The following is a 20,880-nucleotide window of genomic DNA, read 5'->3' on the forward strand; positions in this document are numbered from 1 at the left end:
TAAAATATTTATACTTATTTTATATTCATGTATAGCTCAACGTTTTTTTCTCTTAATGCATTTAATGCAATCTTGTATATTTTTTCAAGAGGGGCTTTTCCATGATACACATCTTCTTCAAAATCCATATTAAGCCCCATCTTTAGACCTATTTTATATGCAGGAGAATTTTCAGCATGAAAATAAGCCTCCATAATTTTAATTCCTCTTGCATATGAGCCCAAAATTAAAAAGGCTGCTACAATTGATCCTAATCCCCTTCTCCTATGATTTGGTGAAACTATAAATGCCAATTCAGCGCTTTCTAAACTATATGAAAAATTTTCGCCTAATGCTGCTATATTTCCTTTTTCATCTTCTCCAATAACCGCAAATCCATATTTATTTTTTTCACTAAAAATTTTTTCAACATGAGAAGAAAAATCTTTAAAAAAACTTAAAAATCTAAAATATATTGATTCATTATCCATTGATTCATAAAATTCTATTATTCTTTTTTTATCTTCTCTACTTGCATATCTAAAAGTGTAATTAATTCCTCCATCTCTATATTTTCCTATTATATCAACCAAATTTATCCCAGATTATATATAAAATTGGTTATATTTATTTTTATTCCAAAAAGTAGAATTAATTTATGCTGGTTGTTGCTGTATAATCTCTTGTGAAGGTTCAGCGTGAATTATCTGTGTAGGACAACTCTGAACAGCTGCATCAACAGCATCTTTTAGATCATCTGGAACAAATCCTTCATTTATGTTGTTCGGATCCTTTCTCCATTTTGCAATTACGTTAGATTTTCCATCAACATCTGACATTTCAAAAACGTCTCCAGCTAGACTAACGCAAACCATATCAGCTATGCAATTTTCCCTTGGTTCTATCCAAACCCTTATGGTCATTTTTATCACCAACTACTTTTAATCAATAAAAGTTTTTATTTGAAAGTTAATATTTTTTAATTTTTCTGAGAAAAAACATATACAAAATTATGTGTTTCAAATATTAAAATTATAATGACAAAAAGGCTAAAAATTACCAATCTTTTTATACTCCTATGAGATAGGATATCTAGATCTATGAAATAATCATTTAATGATTCCACTATTATCTCTTTCTATTAATTAAGTAAAGGTAACATTTAACATAATTAAAATAATAGAAAAACAACTAGAAATCATTCCCAACCTGCTTGCATTATGATACCTTCTTTCTTTATAATAAAAATCTTATGAAATCTGAAAGATAAAAATATAAATCTTATTACTGTAAAAATAGCTGTTTGACTTAAAATGTGAAAGGAATCAATAAAAATCATAAGAGGGTGGGAGGGTGGGGATAAAGCTATACAAAGATAATTGGATGTATGCATTAATACCTTATAATATAGCCATGGGGCCTCTATCTACACTTATAACATTGCAAATATTAAGATTGGGAGGGAATGTAATAGATGTTGCATATACTATTTCATTAGCAAATCTAACCAGTATTATAGGATCATTAATATGGGGATTTGCAGCAGATTATTTTGATAGGAAAAAACAAATATTGTTAAGCCTATCTACAGTTGGGTTAACTTTAGTAGCTATCTCATATACTAAATCAATTAGTCTAATAGAAATTTTATATTCTATACTATCATTCTTAAATACTGCAAGCTCCACACCATTATCTCTACTAATAATGAGCACAGTAAGAAAAGATTTGTGGGCGTCCAGTTATGCAAAATTAAACTATTTGTCATCAGTAGGATATTTGATAGGCCTTTTAGGGTCTTCCTTATTAGCTATATATTTTAAGCTTGATTTTATAGTGATACTAATGGGAATACTAGTCTTAATTTCGTTTGGATTATCTTATTATTTTATACCAAAGCCAGAATTACATATTGAAAGAACAGCACTACTTCATAACCTAGAGTCATTCTTAATTAGATTAAAACAGATACCAACCATTTTCATTCATTTTCCTTCAAAATATTCATTTAAGATATTTTCTTTATCTAGGTTAAAATCTTTAGTTTCTGCTTACGTCCCTCTTCTATACATTGGTATGTTCTTATTTTACATTGCATCAGGTATTTTCAATACAGAGTATCCAGCAGGACTAAAAGAGGGAGGACTTTCAAATAGCCTAATTTTAATAATATTTTCAATTGGCATGTTATTCCAAATAATTTCCTATTACTTATCCCCTAGATTTATTAATAAATTAGGAAAGGCTAGAACTTCATGGATCTCATTGCTTATGAGGGGATCTTCGTATTTTATTATTGGACTCTTAACTGTTATAATAGCTAATAAGATATCATTAATTTTATCTGGTATAATATTTTATCCTATAGCAGCAGGACTTGCATTTTCAGCATTTTATACAGCATCAAGCATAATGATATTTGAGATAGTGAAAAGCGGTAAGGAAGGTTCTACTTTAGGAGTCTATAGCACGCTAACAGGTATTGCTATGACATTAGGTTCATTCGTTTCAGGCTATATGGTTAGATATATGGGTTTTGGATTTACTTACATAATAGCTGGTATAATATTATTATTTAATGTATATATATTTAAAACAATTGAAAGATTACCTAGATAATTCCATATTAGCTTATTAACATCTGTCCCAACTAATATTTGGCGAAAGAATTGAAGGTAAATGAGTTAGCGCCTAAAAGCGCTGTTGAGGAAATAAGTGTAAAGGTCATAAAGGTATCAGAGCCAAGGAATGTTTTTGGTAAAGATGGTATGTCACACAAGGTTTCTGATGTCTTAGTTGGGGATGAAAGTGGAACAATAATTATGACTTTATGGGATAATTCGATAAACAAAGTAAAAGAAGGAGAAACAATAAACATAAAGAATGCCTTTGTTTCTACATTTAAAGGAAGCATGAGACTCTCTTTAAATAAAAACAATGGGTCAATAACGGTTTCTGAAAAGGAAATCGAAAATGTAAATACAGGTAATAATATGTCAGACAAGGTTGTTGAAGAAGAAAGGAGAAGTTATAGCAGTTATGGTAGAAAACCATCATATAGAAAAAGATACTAATAAAATTTTTATTTACAATTTTTATAAAATATTATCTTGAATTTTAATTATTTATGATTAAGACGTAATGTAAAACGAATATTATATTTTCCTTTAAAAATTATTTTTGCAATATGTTATTTATAATATAATATTGAATTCTTATATTACCAAATTATTAATTAAGTTAATGAGGCATAAGAAAGGGACAATAGATGGAAAAAATAAAATACAATGATAAATGGATGTATACTTTAATACCATATGGCATGGGATTTATGCCATTTTTAATAATGCTTCCCTTGCTTATTTTAAAACTAGGAGGAAATGCAATAGATATATCATATACAGCAACTTTAGGAAACATAACCTGGATTATTGGATCTTTTGTTTGGGGATACATATCAGATTATTATGATTTGAAAAAACTAACCATATTAGGTTTATTAACAAGTGGACTATTTGTAATACCTATGGCATATGCTAAATCTGTGGTGGAAGTTGAAATTTTATATGGCATTTGGAGTTTCTTTAATACGGCTCTTATAATCTCGTTATATTTAATAATTATAAAAACTTTTGCAAAAGAAATGTGGGTAATTGAGAACGCTAAATTAAATTTTTTGAATACAATTGGTTATTTATTAGGCTTTCTTGGATCTTCTGCCTTAGCAATTTATTTTAAAGTTAACTTTTTAATTTTAATGACTGGCATCTTAATGACGTTATCTTCCTTACTGTCTTATTATTTTTTACCTAAAATTGAAAATAATCATAAAGAGTTATCATGGATTAACGTCTTAAAATCTTTCTTAATTAAAATAAGAATTATGTCTAAGATTTTTAACCCTTCATTCTTAAAGATTTCATTAAAAAAAGCCTTCGATTTCAAGAACAAAAAAATACAAAATATGCGTATCATTCTTTTATATACGGGAAATTTTTTGTTCTATTTGTCCTATGGAATTATCTTAACTCAATATTCTGCTAGTCTAAAAATTTATGGTATATCTGATAGCATAATTTTAGCGATTTTCTCCTTGGGTACATTTTCCCAAATAATTTCTTTTTATTTTTCTCCTAGATTCATAAATACATATGGAAAAATAAGGGCTTCTTGGATTACACTATCATTAAGGGGGATTTCTTTTTTCATGATAGGGTTATCAATGTTTTTGTTTCTCAACAAAACTTATCTAATTTTATCACAATTTGTCTTTTATTCTTTAGGTGGAGGTTTAGCTTATTCCATATTTTTTACAGCAGCGAACGTAATGGTTTTAGAAACTACTAAAACAGAAAAAGAAGGATCAACATTAGGGATTTATGAAACATTAATAGCTTTTGGCTTTACAATTGGATCTTTTATATCAGGTTATATGATTAATTATACAGGATTTCCCATAACTTTCATAATAACTGGCATTTTGATAATAATTAATTCAGCAATATTTAAGATAATGGAAGAAAAACAAAAATAGTTTTTATTATTGAATTTTCCTTTTAAGATAAACTTATTAATTTCCAGATAATTATAAGTTCTCTTGGGGTTGGATTGGAGGATAAAGTAAACACACTTTTATCTCTAGGTGCTGATTTTGCTGACATTAGATATATGAAAATAAAGACTTTGGTAGCTGATAGTAGTGAAATAAGAAATATAATAACAAATAATGGTATATCTGAAGGGTATGCATTAAGGGCATTATATAAAGGAAATTTTGGATACAAGTTTACAACAAATCTTGAAAATGTAGATCTAAAAGATGTAATATCTCTTGCAATAGGTAAAGGAGAAACTAAGGTGTATCAACTTAAAGAAAAGAAGGATAGAATTATTATTAAAGAAAAATACCCAAACTATAAGAAACCTGAAGAGATAATTTATGATATATCAAAAATAAAAGATGATATATTTAAATCAGATAAAAGAATAAAATCAGTTAACATAAGGTTTTCAGAAAACTCAATAGAAAAAAGATATGCAAGCAGTGATAACAGGTATATTGAGGTTAATTATAAGATAACCTCATTGTCTATCTCAGTTGTTGCTAAAGAAAACGATATAAATGCAAGCGCCCATATTTCTCTTTCTACATACTTAGGATATCCATTAGAAGTTTTTGATATAAATGAATCTATAGAAAAAGTATTGAATAGAGTTTCAAAGCAACTAATAGGAAAACCTGCAAAAGCTGGTGAAGCTAGAGTTATTTTATCTCCTGAAGTAAGTGGTGTATTTGCTCATGAGGCTCTTGGTCATTTAGCTGAAGCAGATTTAGCAGCTTCTGGAGTTTTAGGAAAAATGAAAGGGAAGAAAATTGCTAAAGAATTTGTAAATGTTTCCGATTCACCATTTTTAGAATATCCAACAGCTATTGGGATAACTCCTTATGATGATGAAGGAGTAGAAGGTAGGGAAGTTAAAATTATTGAGAATGGTGTTGTTAAAGAATTTATGAATAACAGAACCTATGCTTTCTATACAAACGAATTACCATCGGGAAATGGAAGATCCGAAGATTTTAGGAGCAGTATTTTAATAAGAATGAGAAATACATATTTTAAACCAGGAAAATCAAGCTTAGAAGAAATGATGGAAGATATAAAAGAAGGATATTTAATGAGCTCGGTATTAGGAGGTCAAACTAGTTCTGATGGTACTTTTCAATTTGGCATAGAAGAAGGATATAAAATTGAAAATGGCGAAATTAAATACCCCTTAAGAAACGTTGGAATAGCAGGTTATACATTAGATACATTATCTCAAATTTCTGACATATCAAAAGATTTTGCTGTTTGGCCTGGTGTTTGTGGAAAAATGGGTCAAAGAGTCTATGTAGGTACTGGTGGTCCATATGTTAAGGTTGAAAAAATTAAAGTTGGTGGTGTAAATGAGTGAAGAATTAAGCTTTATTATAAAAAAGGCTTTAAATGATAAAATTGATGCTGAAATTTTTCATAGTAAAATAAAAATATTTGAAATTGCTAATGATAAAAATGAACAACATGGTATGACATATGAAGAAGACGGTTATGGCTTAAGAATAATAAAAAATAAAAAATTAGGATTTTCTTATGGGAATAAAATTTCTGATGATTTATATGAACTTGCTGTTAGTTCATCAAATGCATCTAAAGAAGATAACGCTAATTACCTTCCAAACGAAGAAGAAGTAACAAGATTAAATGGTATATTTGATGAAGAAATATATAACCCTATTGATAAACTAAAATACTATATGGAATCTCTAGGATCTATATCAGATAAACTTAATTTTATAAACCAAAGAGCTATTGCTGGATATACAATAATAGAAATAATGAATACAAATGGGTTAAATGTCAATTCAAAGACATCATTTATATACGTAGGGGCAGTTGCTAATTATTTGGGAGATGAAGTAGGACCTGAGATTTTTGAGGGTATTTCATCAAAGCGTTTTAATGATATTAATATAGAAAAATTATTAAATGATCTTACATTTAAGATAGATATAATGAAGAAAAGAAGGAAGTTTGAAAACAAAAAGAAGCAATACAATGTAATTTTTACTCAAAAAGCGTTAGATGATCTTGTTGTCCCATTAATTAATCATGGAATTAGTTTAGAAAGTTATTATAGGAATAGGACGCCATTTAAATTAAATGACTATTTTGAATCAAAAGTAACTATAGTTGATGATCCATTAAATCCTTACTTGCCTTGGTCAAGAGAAATTGATGCAGAAGGACTACCATCTATGAAAACTGAAATAATTAAGGAAGGAGTTTTCAAAAAATTCTTATCTAATACTTATTGGTCTAAGAAAGCAAACATGGATAATACACATTCAGCTTTTAGAGCATTTACTTCTTTACCTGTAATTTCTACAAGCAACTTGGTTTTTCAAGGGAAAATAATAAATGAAGATAGCGACGCAATTTATATAGATCAAGTCCAAGGAGTACATACTAGCAATTTTGAAACAGGAGACTTTAGTGTTTCAGCAAATGTTGCATGGGATAAAGATGGAGGATTCAGAGAAATAATTGTTTCAGGAAACATAAAACAGCTCATCAATAATGTTTTAGGGTTTACAAAAGATGTATCATCATATAATAAAGTTTATTCTGGAAAGATGATAGTAACGGGGTTAAGCTTGGCATAAAGCAAATAACTTTCTAATAGATACATTTATATGGTGAAAATTTGCCTGCTAAATTTTTTATAAATGAAAAAAACATAAAATTTAATGAATCTCAAGCATTTAATGAAGAACTCATAGGGAATTTATTTAAGGAACCTGGTTCCACATATTTATTTTTAACTCATTTAAAAGACGATGGAAATTCTATAGGTCTATATTACAAATATGAAGGTAGAGAAAATACATATAGAAGAATTACTGGAGGGCCAAAAATAGATTTTTATGAAAATTATGTATACTTAAGTATACTAACAAATAGGGTTGAAACTCTTAAAAAAGTTAACGAAAGAGCTAAATTATTCTCAAAATGTATATCTGGAACAGAAATATATGGAGGTTTATCTATTTCTAGAGATAAAAAACTTGCTTATGGTATAACAAAAATAGGTAATATAAGTGTAATTGAAATAATAACTAACAATAACCTAAATGATATAAAGTATTGTTTGAAAAGTAATATAAATAATGTAAATGAAGAAATGATAAATGTTATACCTAATAAATATTCCTCAGACTCGTATCTAAAGAAAAGCTGGATAAGTTATGGGAATAAAGATTATGAATTCAATTCTTCATCAAGAAATGAAGGTTTTTATGTAAACTTCTCCGCAAAATTATTAGAAAACTACATAGACAAGGTTCTAATAACTGGCAATTTTTATGCTTCTCCTCCAATGGAACCAATAACTTCTATTTTAGCATTAGAAGGAACTCCAGTTAATGAAGTGTATTTTTATGGAATAAAGGCAAGAATTAAAAAAATTGAAATAGAAGGTATAAAAACTGAAAACATTTTATTTTCTATTGATGATTTATATAATAAATTAATAAAAAGCATCAAATGATGTTAGATTTATTCAAATTTAATAAATATAAGATTATTCTTTTTCTTTAGGCCTCCTACCTATTTTTATAAATAAAATATTTACATTTATAGCTATTCATTATTAAAGGTTCGTTTATTAAAAGTATAATAGGAGACAATAATGTACCTAACCTTTGATGAGCAGGCATTTCTTACAGATTGTCCTGCAACACCTTTATCCCATCTAGAAAACGATGGAAAATATCTTATGTCAGAAGGCCCATATCAAGTAACAATATATATTACTAGGGAATGCAATTTAAATTGCACACATTGTTATATTTCAGCAGGAAGTCCATTAAATGATGAACTTAATAAAGATGAATGGAAACTAGTTATAAATAAGCTTAATGATATAGGTACAAATGTATTGTATATATTAGGAGGGGAGCCCTTATTAAAACATGGAATTTTTGATATAATCTCTTATTCCACATCTCTAGGATTATATACAAGCCTAAGTAGCAATGGAACGGTTATTACAAAGGGAGTTTCTAAAAAATTGAAAGAATCAAATATTAATGAAATACAAATAAGCATTGATGGGCCTAATGAAGAAATAAATAGTTTAATAAGAGGTAAAAATTCCTTCAAATTAGCAATAGAAGGGGTAAAGAATTTAATAAATGAAAATATACCAACATCGTTAAGTTATGTTATAACAGAAAAGAATAAAGATTACATTGAAGATATGATTAAAATTGCTGAAGAATTAAATGTAAAATCTATAAATTTTTCACCTGTACAACAATTTGGAAGAGCAAAAATAAATAATGTCTTATTAAAAAGAGAGTCCGCAATACAAGTTTATAATAAGCTTAGATTATTAAATAAAAAATATAAAATAAAGATAACAACAAATGGTTTTAGATTTTTCATTGATAACTTATTTGATGTTTATCTTTCTTTAAAGAATAAAATAAATAATTACTACTCATGTCCTGCAGGTAGATCTAGGTTTATTATAGATGCTAATGGAGATATTTATGGATGTGAACTCCTAATAAATCCTTTATTTAAAGAAGGAAATGCATTAAAAGATGATCTGAGAGAAATATGGAAAAAAGGTTTCACAAGATTTAGGAATAAATGGTATATGGAGAAGGAGGAATGTAAAAGTTGCTCTATAAACTCGTTATGCCAAGGAGGATGCTTCGCTAGGGCTTTTAATAGCAAAAAAGATATTAATTGTCCCTTTTGATTTCTTTTCGTTATCTTTAAATAAAATACACTCTCTTCTTATGAATAAATTGAATTTCTTATCATAGATTAATTTATTTAACCCAAATTTATATGCTCAAGATTTTCTTTTAGCTTTATTCAACTTAGCTATATAATAAAAACATCAATCTTTAATTATTCTATGTAACTATTATTAAAAATAAAAAGCTAATCTAAAGTTTAAAATTTTAAACTTACTAATAAAAAGAGGTGAAAATTATGAGTAGGTATCAAGTTAAGGTAGGTAATCAAAATGTTATAATTGACGATTCTCTTTTATATACAAAAAGTGATGAATGGGTAAAATTTGAAGGAGATAAAATAAGAATAGGTATAACAGATTATGCTCAAAAACAATTGAAAGATATTGTAGGGGTTGATTTACCCAAGAAAGGGTCAAACATAAATAAAAACGGTACATTAGCAGTATTGGAATCAGTTAAAGCAACAGCTGAAGTATATTCACCAATAGAAGGAAAAGTATTAGATGTAAATGAAAGGTTATTGGATGAACCAGAATTAATTAATAAAGAACCATATGATAATGGATGGATTGCCTTAATAGAGGCAAAAAGCATTGATAAAAATGAATTCTTAGATCATAAGTCATATGTTGATGATATAGCAAAAAGGAAATAATAACAATTTTATAGTGTATATATTCTTTAATTATATTATTAATTAATATATTGTATTATACAAGTGTTATAATAGACCTTTTAAATTCGGATATTTATGATAATAATTGTGAATTAAGAGGCGTACACCGGGTTGACAGTAGAAACTATAACTCATGATATTATAGTTTTAGGTGCCGGCCTTGCCGGTTTAAGGGCTGCGGTAGAAATAAAGAGAAAATATGGGGATAAATTAGATGTTGGAGTCGTAAGCAAAATACATTTAATGAGAAGTCATAGCGTTTCTGCAGAAGGAGGAACCTCAGCCGTTTTATATCCTGAAGAAGGGGATAGCTTAGCATTACATGCATGGGATACAATAAAGGGTAGTGATTTCTTAGCAGATCAAGATGCAGTATGGACCTTTGTTAAACTTATGCCGGAAGAAATTCTTTTATTAGATCATTGGGGTATGCCTTGGAGTAGAAGAGAAGATGGTAGAATTGCTCAAAGACCATTTGGAGGCTTAACTTTTCCGAGGGCAACATATGCAGGAGATAAAGTAGGTCATGCTGAACTAAGAACTTTATATAATAAATTGTTGCAATATGATAAATGGGAAAGATATGATGAATGGTTTGCAACAAACTTTGTTGTTGAAGATGGAGTTTATAAAGGGTTATATGCGATAAACATGAAAGATGGTAAATTGTATTTATTTAAGAGCAAAGCAGCAATAATTGCAACAGGAGGAGTAGGAAGATTATATACATTTACAACATATGCGCATTCTGCGACTGGCGATGGAACTGCAATGGCCTTTAGAGCAGGTGTGCCTGTAAAGGATCCTGAATTCGTTCAATTCCATCCGACTGGTTTAGTTCCAAACGGTATCTTGATTACAGAAGGTGCTAGAGGGGAAGGAGGTGTTTTATTAAACAATAAAGGAGAAAGGTTTATGTTAAGAAATGATTGTGCTCCAAAAATGAAAGAACTAGCACCAAGGGATGTTGTTAGCAGATGTATGGTAAAGGAGTATTTAGAAGGGAGAGCTTTTATAGATGAAGCCTCTGGAATGCCATATTTATTATTGGATTTAACTCATTTAGGTGAAGAAAAAATAAATGATAAATTACCATCTATAAGAGAAATAGCTATAAGATATGATGGTATTGATCCTGTTGAACAACCCTTGCCAGTTTTCCCATCAATGCACTATCATATGGGTGGTATTAATGCAGATCCATATTATAGGGTTTTAGATGAGCATGGAAATTGGATTAGAGGTCTATTTACAGCTGGAGAGGCAAGTGCAGCATCAATACATGGTGCAAATAGATTGGGAAGCAATAGCACTGCAGAATGTTTAACAAGCGGTAGAATAACAGGGGAGCTTGCTGCTCAATATGCATTAAATTCAGATTTCCCAGATGGTCCAGATCCTAAGAGGACAAAACAAGAAGAGGACTGGGTATGGGGGTTGTTAAAGAGGGAAAGCGGGGAACCTTCATATGGAATAAAACATGAATTGCAAGAAACGATGTCTAAAGATTTCTATGTTTTTAGAGATGATAAAGGTATGAAAGAAGGTCTATCAAAGATATTAGAATTAAGGAAGAGGTTTATTAATAATGCATACATTGAAGATAAGGGTTATATTTATAATACTGACTTAGTTGCTGCAATTGAAACAATGAACTTATTAGATAATGCATTAATGATATCAAAGGCTGCCTTAAATAGAGAAGAAAGTAGGGGTGCTCATTTCAGAACAGATTTCCCGAAGAGAGATGATAACAATTGGCTTAAACATACATTAGTTATAAGAAATGGGAATGATGATGTCTCAATATTATATTCTCCTGTTACAATAAATACTTGGAAGCCCGTTGAAAGGAAATATTAGGGGGTGTTATTATGTCGGAAAAAGAAGAATATTTTGGTAAGAAAAATATAGAAATGGAAAATAGACAAGGCTTTTGGAGAGCTAGTTTAAATCCTTGGTTAATTCGTGCTAAAAATAACCCTGAGAGGGTTGCATTTGTATTGCATAGAGTTACTGGCTTCATAATTATAGCATTCTTATTAGCTCACATTTTAGAAACTGATTCACCAGTTTGGACTCAATACTACCCAATACATGGCTATTCTGGATGGGCAGCATGGACATATATAATGGGTATAGAATCGGCATGGTGGGCTAAATTAGGTGAGTGGATAGTCGCAGGCGCTGTTTTCTTCCATGCATTAAATGGATTTAGATTATTATTAACAGAATTCTTTGGAGTAGGTATTGGAAAACCCGTTGAACCAAAGCCACCTTATGAAGCACCCACTTTAAATGCGCCTCAAAGAACATGGCTATATATTGAATTTATTGTTGCCATAGTATTGTGGGCTTTTTCAGCCTTTTTAATTTTTGGGTGATAAAAGATGGCAGGAAAAGCATCTAATATCCAGGTTTGGCAGTATATAACTGCTATACTTCTTATATTCTTATTAGGATATCATTTGTTACAAAGACTACCATGGCTATTTAATGTCTCTACCTTTGATCAAACATTAACGAGCTCTTTCGTTTATAATCAATATCAACAAGCTGGTTGGGCATTATTGCTTTTGGCATGGGTTGCTCTATTCCATGGATTAAATGGTGTAAGAGGAATGCTGTTTGAATTACATCAAGGAGAAACTTATAACAAAATAATAAATGTTCTTTTCTGGATAGTATTTATTGTTTTTTCAGCTATAGCAGCTCTTACAATAATAAAATTACCCCCAATATGAGGTGAGAAAGGATGGCATTAGATATTGAGGCTGCAACAAAACTTCCTCCAAAGGTCGTAATAATAAGGGTTAGGAGGTATAATCCAGAAACAAAAAGAATTTGGTGGCAGGAATATAAGGTGGAAACACATAAAGGAATGACAATGTTAGATGCATTATTAGAAATAAAGGAAAAAATAGATCATACACTAGTTATAAGATATAGCTGTAGGATGGGTCTCTGCGGAAGCTGTGGAGTTAGCATTAATGGAACACCAATGTTAGCATGCCAAACCCAGGTTTCCCAAGTTGCAAGTGATGCAAGAAATGTAATTACGGTTGAGCCATTGCCAAACTTTCCAGTTGTAAAAGATCTAATGACTGAATTTTCAGACTTCTTCAACAAACATAGAAGCGTTAAACCATATCTAATAAGAAAAGATACTGAAGAACAAGAAAATCCAAAAGGCCATCTAAAGATGAATCCTGAAGAATTCATTGACGTTTTGCAATTCAGCAATTGTATCTTTTGTGGTCTCTGCTATTCCTCCTGTCCAGTAGTAGCAGCAGATCCTGAATATTTAGGTCCACAGGCTCTCATGTATGCATATAGGTTCATCAATGATATAAGAGATGAGGGGCATAAAGAAAGATTTGCAATAATTGATACTGAGCATGGATGCCATAGATGTCATTTTGCAGCAACATGCAGTGCCGTTTGTCCAAAAGCTGTAGACCCTGCCGGTGCGATTCAAGGATTACGTAGCAAATTATTTAAATATAGATTAGGACTCTATAAGAAGAAGTCATCACAACCCTTACCTCCTCCACCAGAAAAAGGTGAAAGAGTTCCATTACCTCCTGAAGCAACAACACTACCAGGAGTGGATTTGAAACAGATGGAGAAAGAACCTGTAATAATCAAAATGCCTAAAGAATAATTTTTATTTTCCTTTTTAAATTTTAAGTATATATTTTTATTCTTTTTGTTACAAAGGGCTTATCTTTATCGGCCATAATATAGTTCTGCAAAGCCCTTCTTATTATTTCGCTTTTAGGTACATTCCTTTTCTTTGAGTATTCCTCTAAAATCTCTAACAAATCTTCTTCCAATTTAAACGATACCACCTTCATCTATCAATCACCTATTTCAGTAACACCCAATTCCTATAATACAAGGAAGAGTTTTATTGAATACGGAATACATTTATCAAGAGCATTCTTACAATAGGAATACAGAGAGCATATTAATATATTAGGGCTCCTGCAGTACTACTCTTAATAGGAGGAGACTACTATTGCCTACAGTACATCTCTCTATAAGTGACCAAATGTATAGCGAACTCAAAAACAAATCAGATGAAATAGGAATTCAGATAACAGATTTAATAAAACTCTATATCAAAACAGGTTTACAAGGTGGTTTCTCAAATAAAAACGAAGATAACCTAATAATTGCAAATTTGTCTAATAGATTAGATAAAGTTGAAAAAGATGTAAGAGTTAAGATGACATTATTGGAAGGAAAGTATAGACAGATAGAAGAAACCCTAGATTATCTAATCCAAAGAATAGATAGCTTAGAAGATTTATTAACAGAATATAAAACTAAAAAGAGAGTTGTACAACAAAGTGAAGAGCAAGAAGCATAACTTAGCATTTTATAGGGTTACAGTTTCTTTTAATTAGATTCCTTATACCTTGATCTCTTAGCTCAATTAAATTAATTGGATTATTTGATGATTCCCCTCTGAGCTTCATCAAGTCATTTTCCAAATCTAACTCAGTATATATGCAATGATTATTTAGTGCCTGATTAGCTTGCCCAATACCTCCTGTATTTTTAACTAACTTTGGTAATTCACTCCTTTTGTAAACAATATCTACATTTAATATGTAAGATGTAGATAATATAGGAGAAAGCATTACATTTCTTGTATTGTTCCTTATCATCTTATTACCATATTCACCTTTAAACGATATCAAAGGTATTAATGAGGCTTCTGTATTTACATGCTTTACTAAATTATCAAGGATCTCTGCTTCTTCCATATTCATACCCAATATTTCTATTAGCCCATTTTCTTTAGCAATATCACTAATGTATTTTAAAATAGTGTTTGTTTCTAACTCCCCATCTCCTCCTGGGCCATATACAGCCAATAAGCTATCCATATTTATATTATATAAAGCGCTTAATGATATTGAATCAGCCAAAGGACTCCATAAATTTTCTTCACATCCTAAAGCTAAAATATCTCCTCCTACATCAACTCCTATAATTAAATCTATATCAAAATTTTGAGATATATCATATAAAGCTCTTATAACTCCTTCAGTTCCTTTTGTTAAATCAATAAATACTGCCTTTTCCCCTATAAGCTTTACAAATTTGGTTATTTGAGGTTCAATTTCCATTCCATATCTTAAAGCATAAGAATCTGAATTAACTAATGCTGATGAAAAACCTATCGGATCTACATTAACCATCATTTCTAAAGGAATTGGACCAGGATAAGGATCTACAGAAAACCTTTCCCATACAACGCTTCCTACTAAAGGATTTCCACCAAATCTTTTTACTTTATTTGATATATAATAAGCACCAACAATATCTCCCCCACCGCCTGCTCCAAAAACAAATACATTTTTACCTTTTACTGCAGACTCTAGGCTTTTATAAGTTCTACCTTCAATTTTTTCGTCCATTTTATACACCATATTAATTTTATTTTTAAAATTTTTTAGTCTTTCTTTTTTAATCTTCATCTATGTATTTTCTATTATGAAAAAATACATAGTAGAGGTGTAGTATAATATCATACCAGCCCAAAAGGACGATGTTATGCCATGATCTTGGGTGTTACTCCCTTTTATGAGAACTACTCTGTTATGCCTCTCCTAAAAGAAAGAGTGATAAAAATTTAACTAGATGGGGGTTAAGGGGGAAAGTCCCCTTCCGCGAGGTGGGGATGCTCCGTTAGTGAAGGCAGGATAGTTCACAAAATTCTACCTTGACTTTTTAAGGCAAGGCTTGTCGTTCTTTTTATCAGATAATGCAGTTTAAAGAACCCCCATCAAATAATAATAACGAGCCCATCAAATATTCTGGTGAAAAAGCCAGAAAAGATATAACATCTCTAAGTTCCTCAAACCTTCCTAATCTATTTAATGGCGATAACGATTTAACATATTTATCCCAAAAATCCTGCTCATCTATGCCCATGTTTGAAGAAAGCTTTTTTATTAAATTCTCTGCTCCTTCTGTTTTAAAACTACCCAGTAAAAGAGCATTAGCTCTTATTTTATCTGAATAATATTTTGAATACGTTTTTACTAAAGACAATAAACTAATCCTAATTATATCAGATAACGCTGTTGATTGCATGGGGGAATATATGGAAAAACTAGATATTATTATAAAATTTACTTTCCTCTCATTATGTTTATATAAATAGTTCATGGCCTCAGCTGTAGAATAAATATACATATTAAATGCATATAGCCAATCATTATAATCTGCATCTACGAGATTACATGGTTCACATTTAGGATTTCCATAATTCATTACTACTACATCAATGCTACCTAACTTCTGTAATGCCTTGTCTAATATCTTATCTATCTCATTTTTCTTAGATAAATCCCCTTTAATTCCATATACTTTATTTCTTCCTCTTTTCAATTTTTTCTTAGCTTCTTTTATTTCATCATAATTCCTTGCATTTATTACCACATTACACCCTTTTTCAGCTAAAGATAATGCAGCTTGAAATCCTATGCCTTTGGTAGAAGCTGTTACCAAAGCATTACATTTATTATTCATAATTATCACCAATTAATAGGATATAAATAAAAATTAAAAAAGTGAGGTTTTAAATATGGCTATACCGATTTATGGGACTGGAATATTTAATGTGGCAAAAGAGTCTATACACTACACAATAATGTTTGATTATTATGATGCGAACAAAGAATATTATAACTTAATAAAAAGACAAAGTAATAAAATTAATGAAGAGAAAAGATTAAAAGAAGAAATGCAAAAGGAAATAAACACTGAGAAAACCATAATCAACGGAAATCATGTTTTTCCTGTTATCAAATATGCAAAGATAGGATATAAGATACCAAAAATTTCCTTCGTTGTTTTTTATATTGAAATACCTTTTAATTTGATTAAGGGAAAAAACACATATGAGAATATATATGAAGAAACAACCGCAGAATATGACTATTTTGTTACATGGATTCTCCCTAGGTGTGGAAAGTTTATTAAGATTGATTCTCAAGGTATCTACGATATTTATGGTAACTATTCTTTTATCTTCATCCAAAAAGGAATGAAAATTAGTGGTTATGAGAGCATAGTATTTGAGTTACAAGACAATTGTTTTTAAAAAACTTTGGTAATAAAGATGGTTTAACCAATAAGAGGCATCTAAATATTTTAAAATATGGTTATTAATAACATTGAACTACTTCCTATGACTGATGGGGAATCCCGATCTAGCATAGAATTTCATGATTCTAGGAGTAACCTCAATCCCCCTACACCCAAAGTAGAGTTTCCATAGAACGGAACCGTCTTGTTATGTCCCATTAAGAGAGATTACAAAGTTTTCTCTCCACAGGCTTAATCCCCAGCCCCTAGAGTATGACCCAGTGCTTTCAGCCGAGGCCTAATATTTTTCCCCAGAATTGATGAATTATAATAAAAAACTTTCTATAAGGGGGGTATATATCCTCTTCCTCGAGGAAGGAGACTTTCTCCCCCTTAATCCCCATCCAGTTAAATTTAATATTCGTATTTACACACAATTTTACAATATAGAGATAGGTTTAATAGTAATTATATTCTATTTAATGATAATGGTGAATATGGTGAAAAAATCTTACACTGTAATTCTATCTATCACACAACCAATTTGTTCAAACTATGATATCTAATATTTTGGTGACTTTAAAATGGAGACATTGAAATACGATATTGTAGTCCTTGGATCTGGAATAGCTGGCATGAGGGCTGCTTTGCAAGCAGCTTATGTATCTAAAGGGAAACTTCATATAGCTTTAATATCGAAAGTTCATGCAATGAGAAGTCATTCTGTTTCAGCTGAAGGAGGAATTTCAGGAGTTCTTTATCCTGGTGAAAATGGGGATTCTATAGAATTGCATGCATTAGATACAGTAAAAGGAGGGGATTATTTAGGAGATCAGCCAGCTATCGAAATATTAGTAAATGAGGCACCTAATGAAATAAGGTTTTTTGATCATCTAGGAGTTCCTTGGAATAGAACAGAAGATGGAAAAATAATGCTTAGAGCTTTTGGAGGTATGACAATACCCAGAACAGCGTTTGCCGCTGATAAAACCGGATTCTTTATGCTTAATGCATTGTATGATAATATACTAAGTTTTTCAAATATAGACGTTTATCATGAACATTTTGCTACACATTTAATAATAAAAAATAATAAATTTAAGGGATTAATCGTAATGGATCTATCAAATGGTGAGCTAAAGATTTTCATTGCAAAAGCATGTATAATTGCTACAGGAGGCGCCTCTAGGGTTTATGGATTTACAACAACAGCATATTCAAGTACAGGTGACGGTATAGCTTTAGCTTATAAAGCAGGAATACCCCTTAAAGATATGGAATTTGTTCAATTCCATCCAACAGCTTTGGTGCCATCAGGAATTCTTATTACGGAAGCAGCCAGGGGTGAAGGTGGTTATTTAATTAATAATGAAGGTAAAAGGTTTATGGAGAAATATGCTAAATCAAAAATGGAGCTTGCCCCTAGAGATATAGTATCTAGAGCAATAGTTACAGAAATTGAGCAAGGAAGAGGATTTTTTGATGAAGTTTCTGGTCTTAGTTATGTATTATTAGATTTAAGACATTTGGGGGAGGAAAAAATAGATGAAAGGTTGCCAATGATAAAAGAAATAGTAATAAAATCGATGGGCTTCAACCCTGCAAAAGAGCCTATACCAGTAAGGCCTGCAGCTCATTTTACAATGGGAGGTATCCACACTAATTTATATGGGCAAGTTATGGCCGATAAAGAAACACCTATATACGGTTTATGGGCTGCAGGGGAATGTGGTTGTGTTAGTGTTCACGGTGCTAATAGATTAGGTAGTAATTCGCTAAGTCAATGCGCTATTTGGGGCAGGATGATTGGAGAGTCAGCAGCCAAACTTGCACTAGAAAATTCAGATTTTCCTGAAATTAATGAAATTAAAGATGATATAGATAAGGCTGAAAAAGAAATAGACTCGATGCTTTCAAGCGATGGGAATGAAAATCCATATAACTTAAGGAAAGAATTATGGGAGACTATGGATAAATATGTTTATGTATATAGATCAGTAGAAGGTTTGGAAATTGCTAAAAAGAAATTAATTGAGTTAAGGAGGAGATATAAAAATATTTCAATAACTGATAAGAATAAGGTATACAATTCAAATCTTAAGGAGGCTATAGAAATAGGAAACATGATAGAGTTAGCTCAGGCAATAGTTGAAGGGGGAATTAACAGGAAAGAAACAAGAGGGGCGCATGCTATGATTGAATATCCAAAGAGGGATGATACTAACTTCCTTAAACATACGCTTATTTACAGAACCGATTCCTATCCAAGAGTTTCATACATTGATGTTATGATAACAAAGTGGAAGCCTACAGAAAGGGTGTATTAAGATGGGAGAGAAGAAAAAGTTAAAAGATTTAAGAGGCTCACAATCAAGAATTTTTAGACTTAGATCGTTTTATTTAGAAGGATTTATTCATGCAATCTTCTACAGAATTCAAATTCCAGTATCTATAATATATGGTATAATTTTATTATCTTGGCTATTTTACCCAGGACTTGCTTTAACAGTTAAGGCCTTCACAGCATTAGTATGGATTTTGTTTATACCCCAACTATTTGAGAGCGTTAAAGGCTTAGCATTATCAATGAGCAGAGGTATGGTATTTGGAAAACTAAACAATGAATATGCACATCTATATAGATTAAGATATAAGAAAAACTTGGTTCATCTAAGGCTAGCTCCATATTTGGTTTTGGCCATATGGATAATCGGTTTCATTGCAATGATAATCTGGTGGTATCCATGAAAGGGAAAGGTATTATGTTTTCTAAGGTTACATTTTTGCAATATTTGGCTATGTTTGGCATACCAATACTTTTAATTATTAGCTTAATATTGATACCATTTCATGGAATCAAATACATTAGGGAAACTATTCTTGCACTAATAGCTATTGGATCAATAGCCTATGGCATCATAGGCCTCTTTGAGGTTTATTTAAAAGGTGGTAGGAGTTGAATGGTAATAAAAATAGAACTGTTAAGCTTAAGATAAAAAGGTATTTGCCTGATAAGGGAGAAATTAAGGAGTTCTCATATGAAGTAAAAGTTAACAAATATACAACAGTTCTAGACGCTTTGATAAATGTTAAAGAAACTCAAGATCCATCAATTGCAATAAGATATAGCTGCAGGATGGGAATTTGCGGATCATGTGGTATGGTAATTGATGGAAAGCCAAGATTGGCATGCCAAACTCATATCGAAACTCTTAAAAAAGATGAAGTTGTTGTAGGACCAATGGAGGGACATCCAATATTAAAAGATCTTGTTACCGATATGGATGAGTTTTTTAGCAAACATAAATATGTAATACCTTGGATATATACTGATGATATAGAAGAAAAATTTAATCCAAAGGTTGAATACAAACAGGATAGAAGGGAGCTAGATTATTATTTACCATTTTCTTACTGCATAAAATGCGGCCTATGCGTTGATGCTTGCCCAATAAGCAATTCGAATCCTGCATTTCTAGGCCCTCAAGCATTAGCGCAGGCATATAGATATAATAGTGATTCAAGAGATAAAGGAGAAAAGCTTAGGTTGGTTAGAATAGATACTCCAGATGGCGTATGGGGTTGCGAATTTATCGGAGCATGTTCTGAGGTTTGCCCTATAGGTGTTGATCCAGCTTTAGCAATACAGTTATTAAAGCTAGATGTTATGAGGTTTAGCTTAACTGGTAAAGTTAATAATGAAAAAAAGGTTAAATAAATATTCTTTTTTAATTTACCTATAATAATTTTTAAAATAATCATATCTTGTAGCCTTTGTTGAATTATTTATAAGCAATAATAAGGA

General features: G+C 30.6%; 23 protein-coding genes. 18 read left to right on the forward strand and 5 right to left on the reverse strand.

All coding sequences use genetic code 11. From position 1 onward, the window contains the following. Positions 1 to 14: 14 nt before the first annotated feature. Together CALAG_RS04715 and CALAG_RS04720 are read right to left on the reverse strand one after the other, a co-directional pair. Positions 15 to 572, reverse strand: coding sequence for a GNAT family N-acetyltransferase (locus CALAG_RS04715; RefSeq protein WP_015232590.1), 558 nt, complete (start codon positions 570 to 572; stop codon positions 15 to 17). Between the two features lie 63 nt (positions 573 to 635). Next, a complete protein-coding gene (locus CALAG_RS04720; protein ID WP_048816764.1) occupies positions 636 to 902 on the reverse strand; it encodes a ferredoxin in 267 nt (88 codons plus the stop codon). A gap of 430 nt (positions 903 to 1,332) precedes the next feature. On the opposite strand from CALAG_RS04720, the gene CALAG_RS04725 reads away from it, so the two are divergent. The 12 genes from CALAG_RS04725 (at position 1,333) to CALAG_RS04780 (ending at position 13,632) form a co-directional block, all read left to right on the forward strand. After that, a complete protein-coding gene (locus tag CALAG_RS04725) occupies positions 1,333 to 2,598 on the forward strand; it encodes an MFS transporter (protein ID WP_015232593.1) in 1,266 nt (421 codons plus the stop codon). A gap of 50 nt (positions 2,599 to 2,648) precedes the next feature. After that, on the forward strand, positions 2,649 to 3,053 hold the full coding sequence (locus CALAG_RS04730; protein ID WP_048816765.1) for a single stranded DNA-binding domain-containing protein: 405 nt from the start codon (positions 2,649 to 2,651) through the stop codon (positions 3,051 to 3,053). A gap of 194 nt (positions 3,054 to 3,247) precedes the next feature. Then, the gene (locus CALAG_RS04735) at positions 3,248 to 4,513 is read left to right on the forward strand and encodes an MFS transporter (RefSeq protein WP_015232595.1); all 1,266 of its coding nucleotides are present in this window, start codon (positions 3,248 to 3,250) and stop codon (positions 4,511 to 4,513) included. A gap of 74 nt (positions 4,514 to 4,587) precedes the next feature. Next, positions 4,588 to 5,934 carry a zinc metalloprotease TldD gene (gene tldD, locus CALAG_RS04740; RefSeq protein ID WP_015232596.1) on the forward strand — a complete coding sequence of 449 codons (1,347 nt, stop codon included), beginning with the start codon at positions 4,588 to 4,590 and terminating at the stop codon, positions 5,932 to 5,934. Next, a complete protein-coding gene (locus tag CALAG_RS04745) occupies positions 5,927 to 7,183 on the forward strand; it encodes a TldD/PmbA family protein (RefSeq protein WP_015232597.1) in 1,257 nt (418 codons plus the stop codon). The genes tldD and CALAG_RS04745 overlap by 8 nt, the downstream gene beginning before the upstream one ends. Positions 7,184 to 7,224: 41 nt before the next feature. Further along, positions 7,225 to 8,067 (forward strand): hypothetical protein, encoded by an 843-nt coding sequence (locus CALAG_RS04750; RefSeq protein ID WP_015232598.1) that lies wholly within the window; start codon positions 7,225 to 7,227, stop codon positions 8,065 to 8,067. A gap of 141 nt (positions 8,068 to 8,208) precedes the next feature. Next, positions 8,209 to 9,288 (forward strand): radical SAM/SPASM domain-containing protein, encoded by a 1,080-nt coding sequence (locus CALAG_RS04755; protein WP_015232599.1) that lies wholly within the window; start codon positions 8,209 to 8,211, stop codon positions 9,286 to 9,288. A gap of 239 nt (positions 9,289 to 9,527) precedes the next feature. Beyond that, the gene (gene gcvH, locus CALAG_RS04760; RefSeq protein WP_015232600.1) at positions 9,528 to 9,947 is read left to right on the forward strand and encodes a glycine cleavage system protein GcvH; all 420 of its coding nucleotides are present in this window, start codon (positions 9,528 to 9,530) and stop codon (positions 9,945 to 9,947) included. A gap of 132 nt (positions 9,948 to 10,079) precedes the next feature. Then, entirely contained in the window at positions 10,080 to 11,831 is a 1,752-nt protein-coding gene (locus CALAG_RS04765) for a succinate dehydrogenase/fumarate reductase flavoprotein subunit (RefSeq protein ID WP_015232601.1), read from the forward strand. Between the two features lie 11 nt (positions 11,832 to 11,842). Beyond that, complete coding sequence (locus CALAG_RS04770; protein ID WP_015232602.1) at positions 11,843 to 12,352, forward strand: succinate dehydrogenase/fumarate reductase transmembrane subunit; 510 nt, start codon at positions 11,843 to 11,845, stop codon at positions 12,350 to 12,352. A gap of 6 nt (positions 12,353 to 12,358) precedes the next feature. Beyond that, positions 12,359 to 12,712, forward strand: a complete 354-nt coding sequence (locus tag CALAG_RS04775; protein ID WP_015232603.1) for a succinate dehydrogenase hydrophobic anchor subunit — start codon at positions 12,359 to 12,361, stop codon at positions 12,710 to 12,712. Between the two features lie 11 nt (positions 12,713 to 12,723). Continuing rightward, positions 12,724 to 13,632: a succinate dehydrogenase/fumarate reductase iron-sulfur subunit gene (locus tag CALAG_RS04780; protein WP_015232604.1), complete on the forward strand. Its 909-nt coding sequence runs from the start codon at positions 12,724 to 12,726 to the stop codon at positions 13,630 to 13,632. A gap of 22 nt (positions 13,633 to 13,654) precedes the next feature. Here CALAG_RS04780 and CALAG_RS04785 read toward each other — a convergent pair whose 3' ends face one another. Next, complete coding sequence (locus CALAG_RS04785) at positions 13,655 to 13,825, reverse strand: ribbon-helix-helix protein, CopG family (protein ID WP_015232605.1); 171 nt, start codon at positions 13,823 to 13,825, stop codon at positions 13,655 to 13,657. Between the two features lie 164 nt (positions 13,826 to 13,989). On the opposite strand from CALAG_RS04785, the gene CALAG_RS04790 reads away from it, so the two are divergent. Continuing rightward, complete coding sequence (locus CALAG_RS04790) at positions 13,990 to 14,343, forward strand: hypothetical protein (protein ID WP_015232606.1); 354 nt, start codon at positions 13,990 to 13,992, stop codon at positions 14,341 to 14,343. A 1-nt stretch (position 14,344) separates the two neighbouring features. Here CALAG_RS04790 and CALAG_RS04795 read toward each other — a convergent pair whose 3' ends face one another. Both CALAG_RS04795 and CALAG_RS04800 read right to left on the reverse strand, forming a co-directional pair. After that, positions 14,345 to 15,400, reverse strand: a complete 1,056-nt coding sequence (locus CALAG_RS04795; protein WP_157463200.1) for a DUF1152 domain-containing protein — start codon at positions 15,398 to 15,400, stop codon at positions 14,345 to 14,347. 340 nt (positions 15,401 to 15,740) lie between these two features. Further along, positions 15,741 to 16,517 (reverse strand): SDR family oxidoreductase, encoded by a 777-nt coding sequence (locus tag CALAG_RS04800; RefSeq protein WP_048816766.1) that lies wholly within the window; start codon positions 16,515 to 16,517, stop codon positions 15,741 to 15,743. A gap of 55 nt (positions 16,518 to 16,572) precedes the next feature. Here CALAG_RS04800 and CALAG_RS04805 point away from each other — a divergent pair, with 55 nt between their 5' ends. The 5 genes from CALAG_RS04805 (at position 16,573) to CALAG_RS04825 (ending at position 20,793) form a co-directional block, all read left to right on the forward strand. Beyond that, positions 16,573 to 17,091 (forward strand): hypothetical protein, encoded by a 519-nt coding sequence (locus CALAG_RS04805; protein ID WP_015232609.1) that lies wholly within the window; start codon positions 16,573 to 16,575, stop codon positions 17,089 to 17,091. 568 nt (positions 17,092 to 17,659) lie between these two features. After that, positions 17,660 to 19,402: a succinate dehydrogenase/fumarate reductase flavoprotein subunit gene (locus CALAG_RS04810; protein WP_015232610.1), complete on the forward strand. Its 1,743-nt coding sequence runs from the start codon at positions 17,660 to 17,662 to the stop codon at positions 19,400 to 19,402. Position 19,403: 1 nt separating this feature from the next. Continuing rightward, a complete protein-coding gene (locus CALAG_RS04815; RefSeq protein WP_015232611.1) occupies positions 19,404 to 19,823 on the forward strand; it encodes a hypothetical protein in 420 nt (139 codons plus the stop codon). Then, a complete protein-coding gene (locus tag CALAG_RS04820; protein WP_015232612.1) occupies positions 19,820 to 20,035 on the forward strand; it encodes a hypothetical protein in 216 nt (71 codons plus the stop codon). Before CALAG_RS04815 ends, CALAG_RS04820 begins: the two co-directional genes overlap by 4 nt. Further along, positions 20,032 to 20,793 (forward strand): succinate dehydrogenase/fumarate reductase iron-sulfur subunit, encoded by a 762-nt coding sequence (locus CALAG_RS04825; protein WP_015232613.1) that lies wholly within the window; start codon positions 20,032 to 20,034, stop codon positions 20,791 to 20,793. Before CALAG_RS04820 ends, CALAG_RS04825 begins: the two co-directional genes overlap by 4 nt. Positions 20,794 to 20,880: the final 87 nt, after the last annotated feature.

The organism is Caldisphaera lagunensis DSM 15908, assembly GCF_000317795.1.
GTDB classification, from domain to species: domain Archaea; phylum Thermoproteota; class Thermoprotei_A; order Sulfolobales; family Acidilobaceae; genus Caldisphaera; species Caldisphaera lagunensis.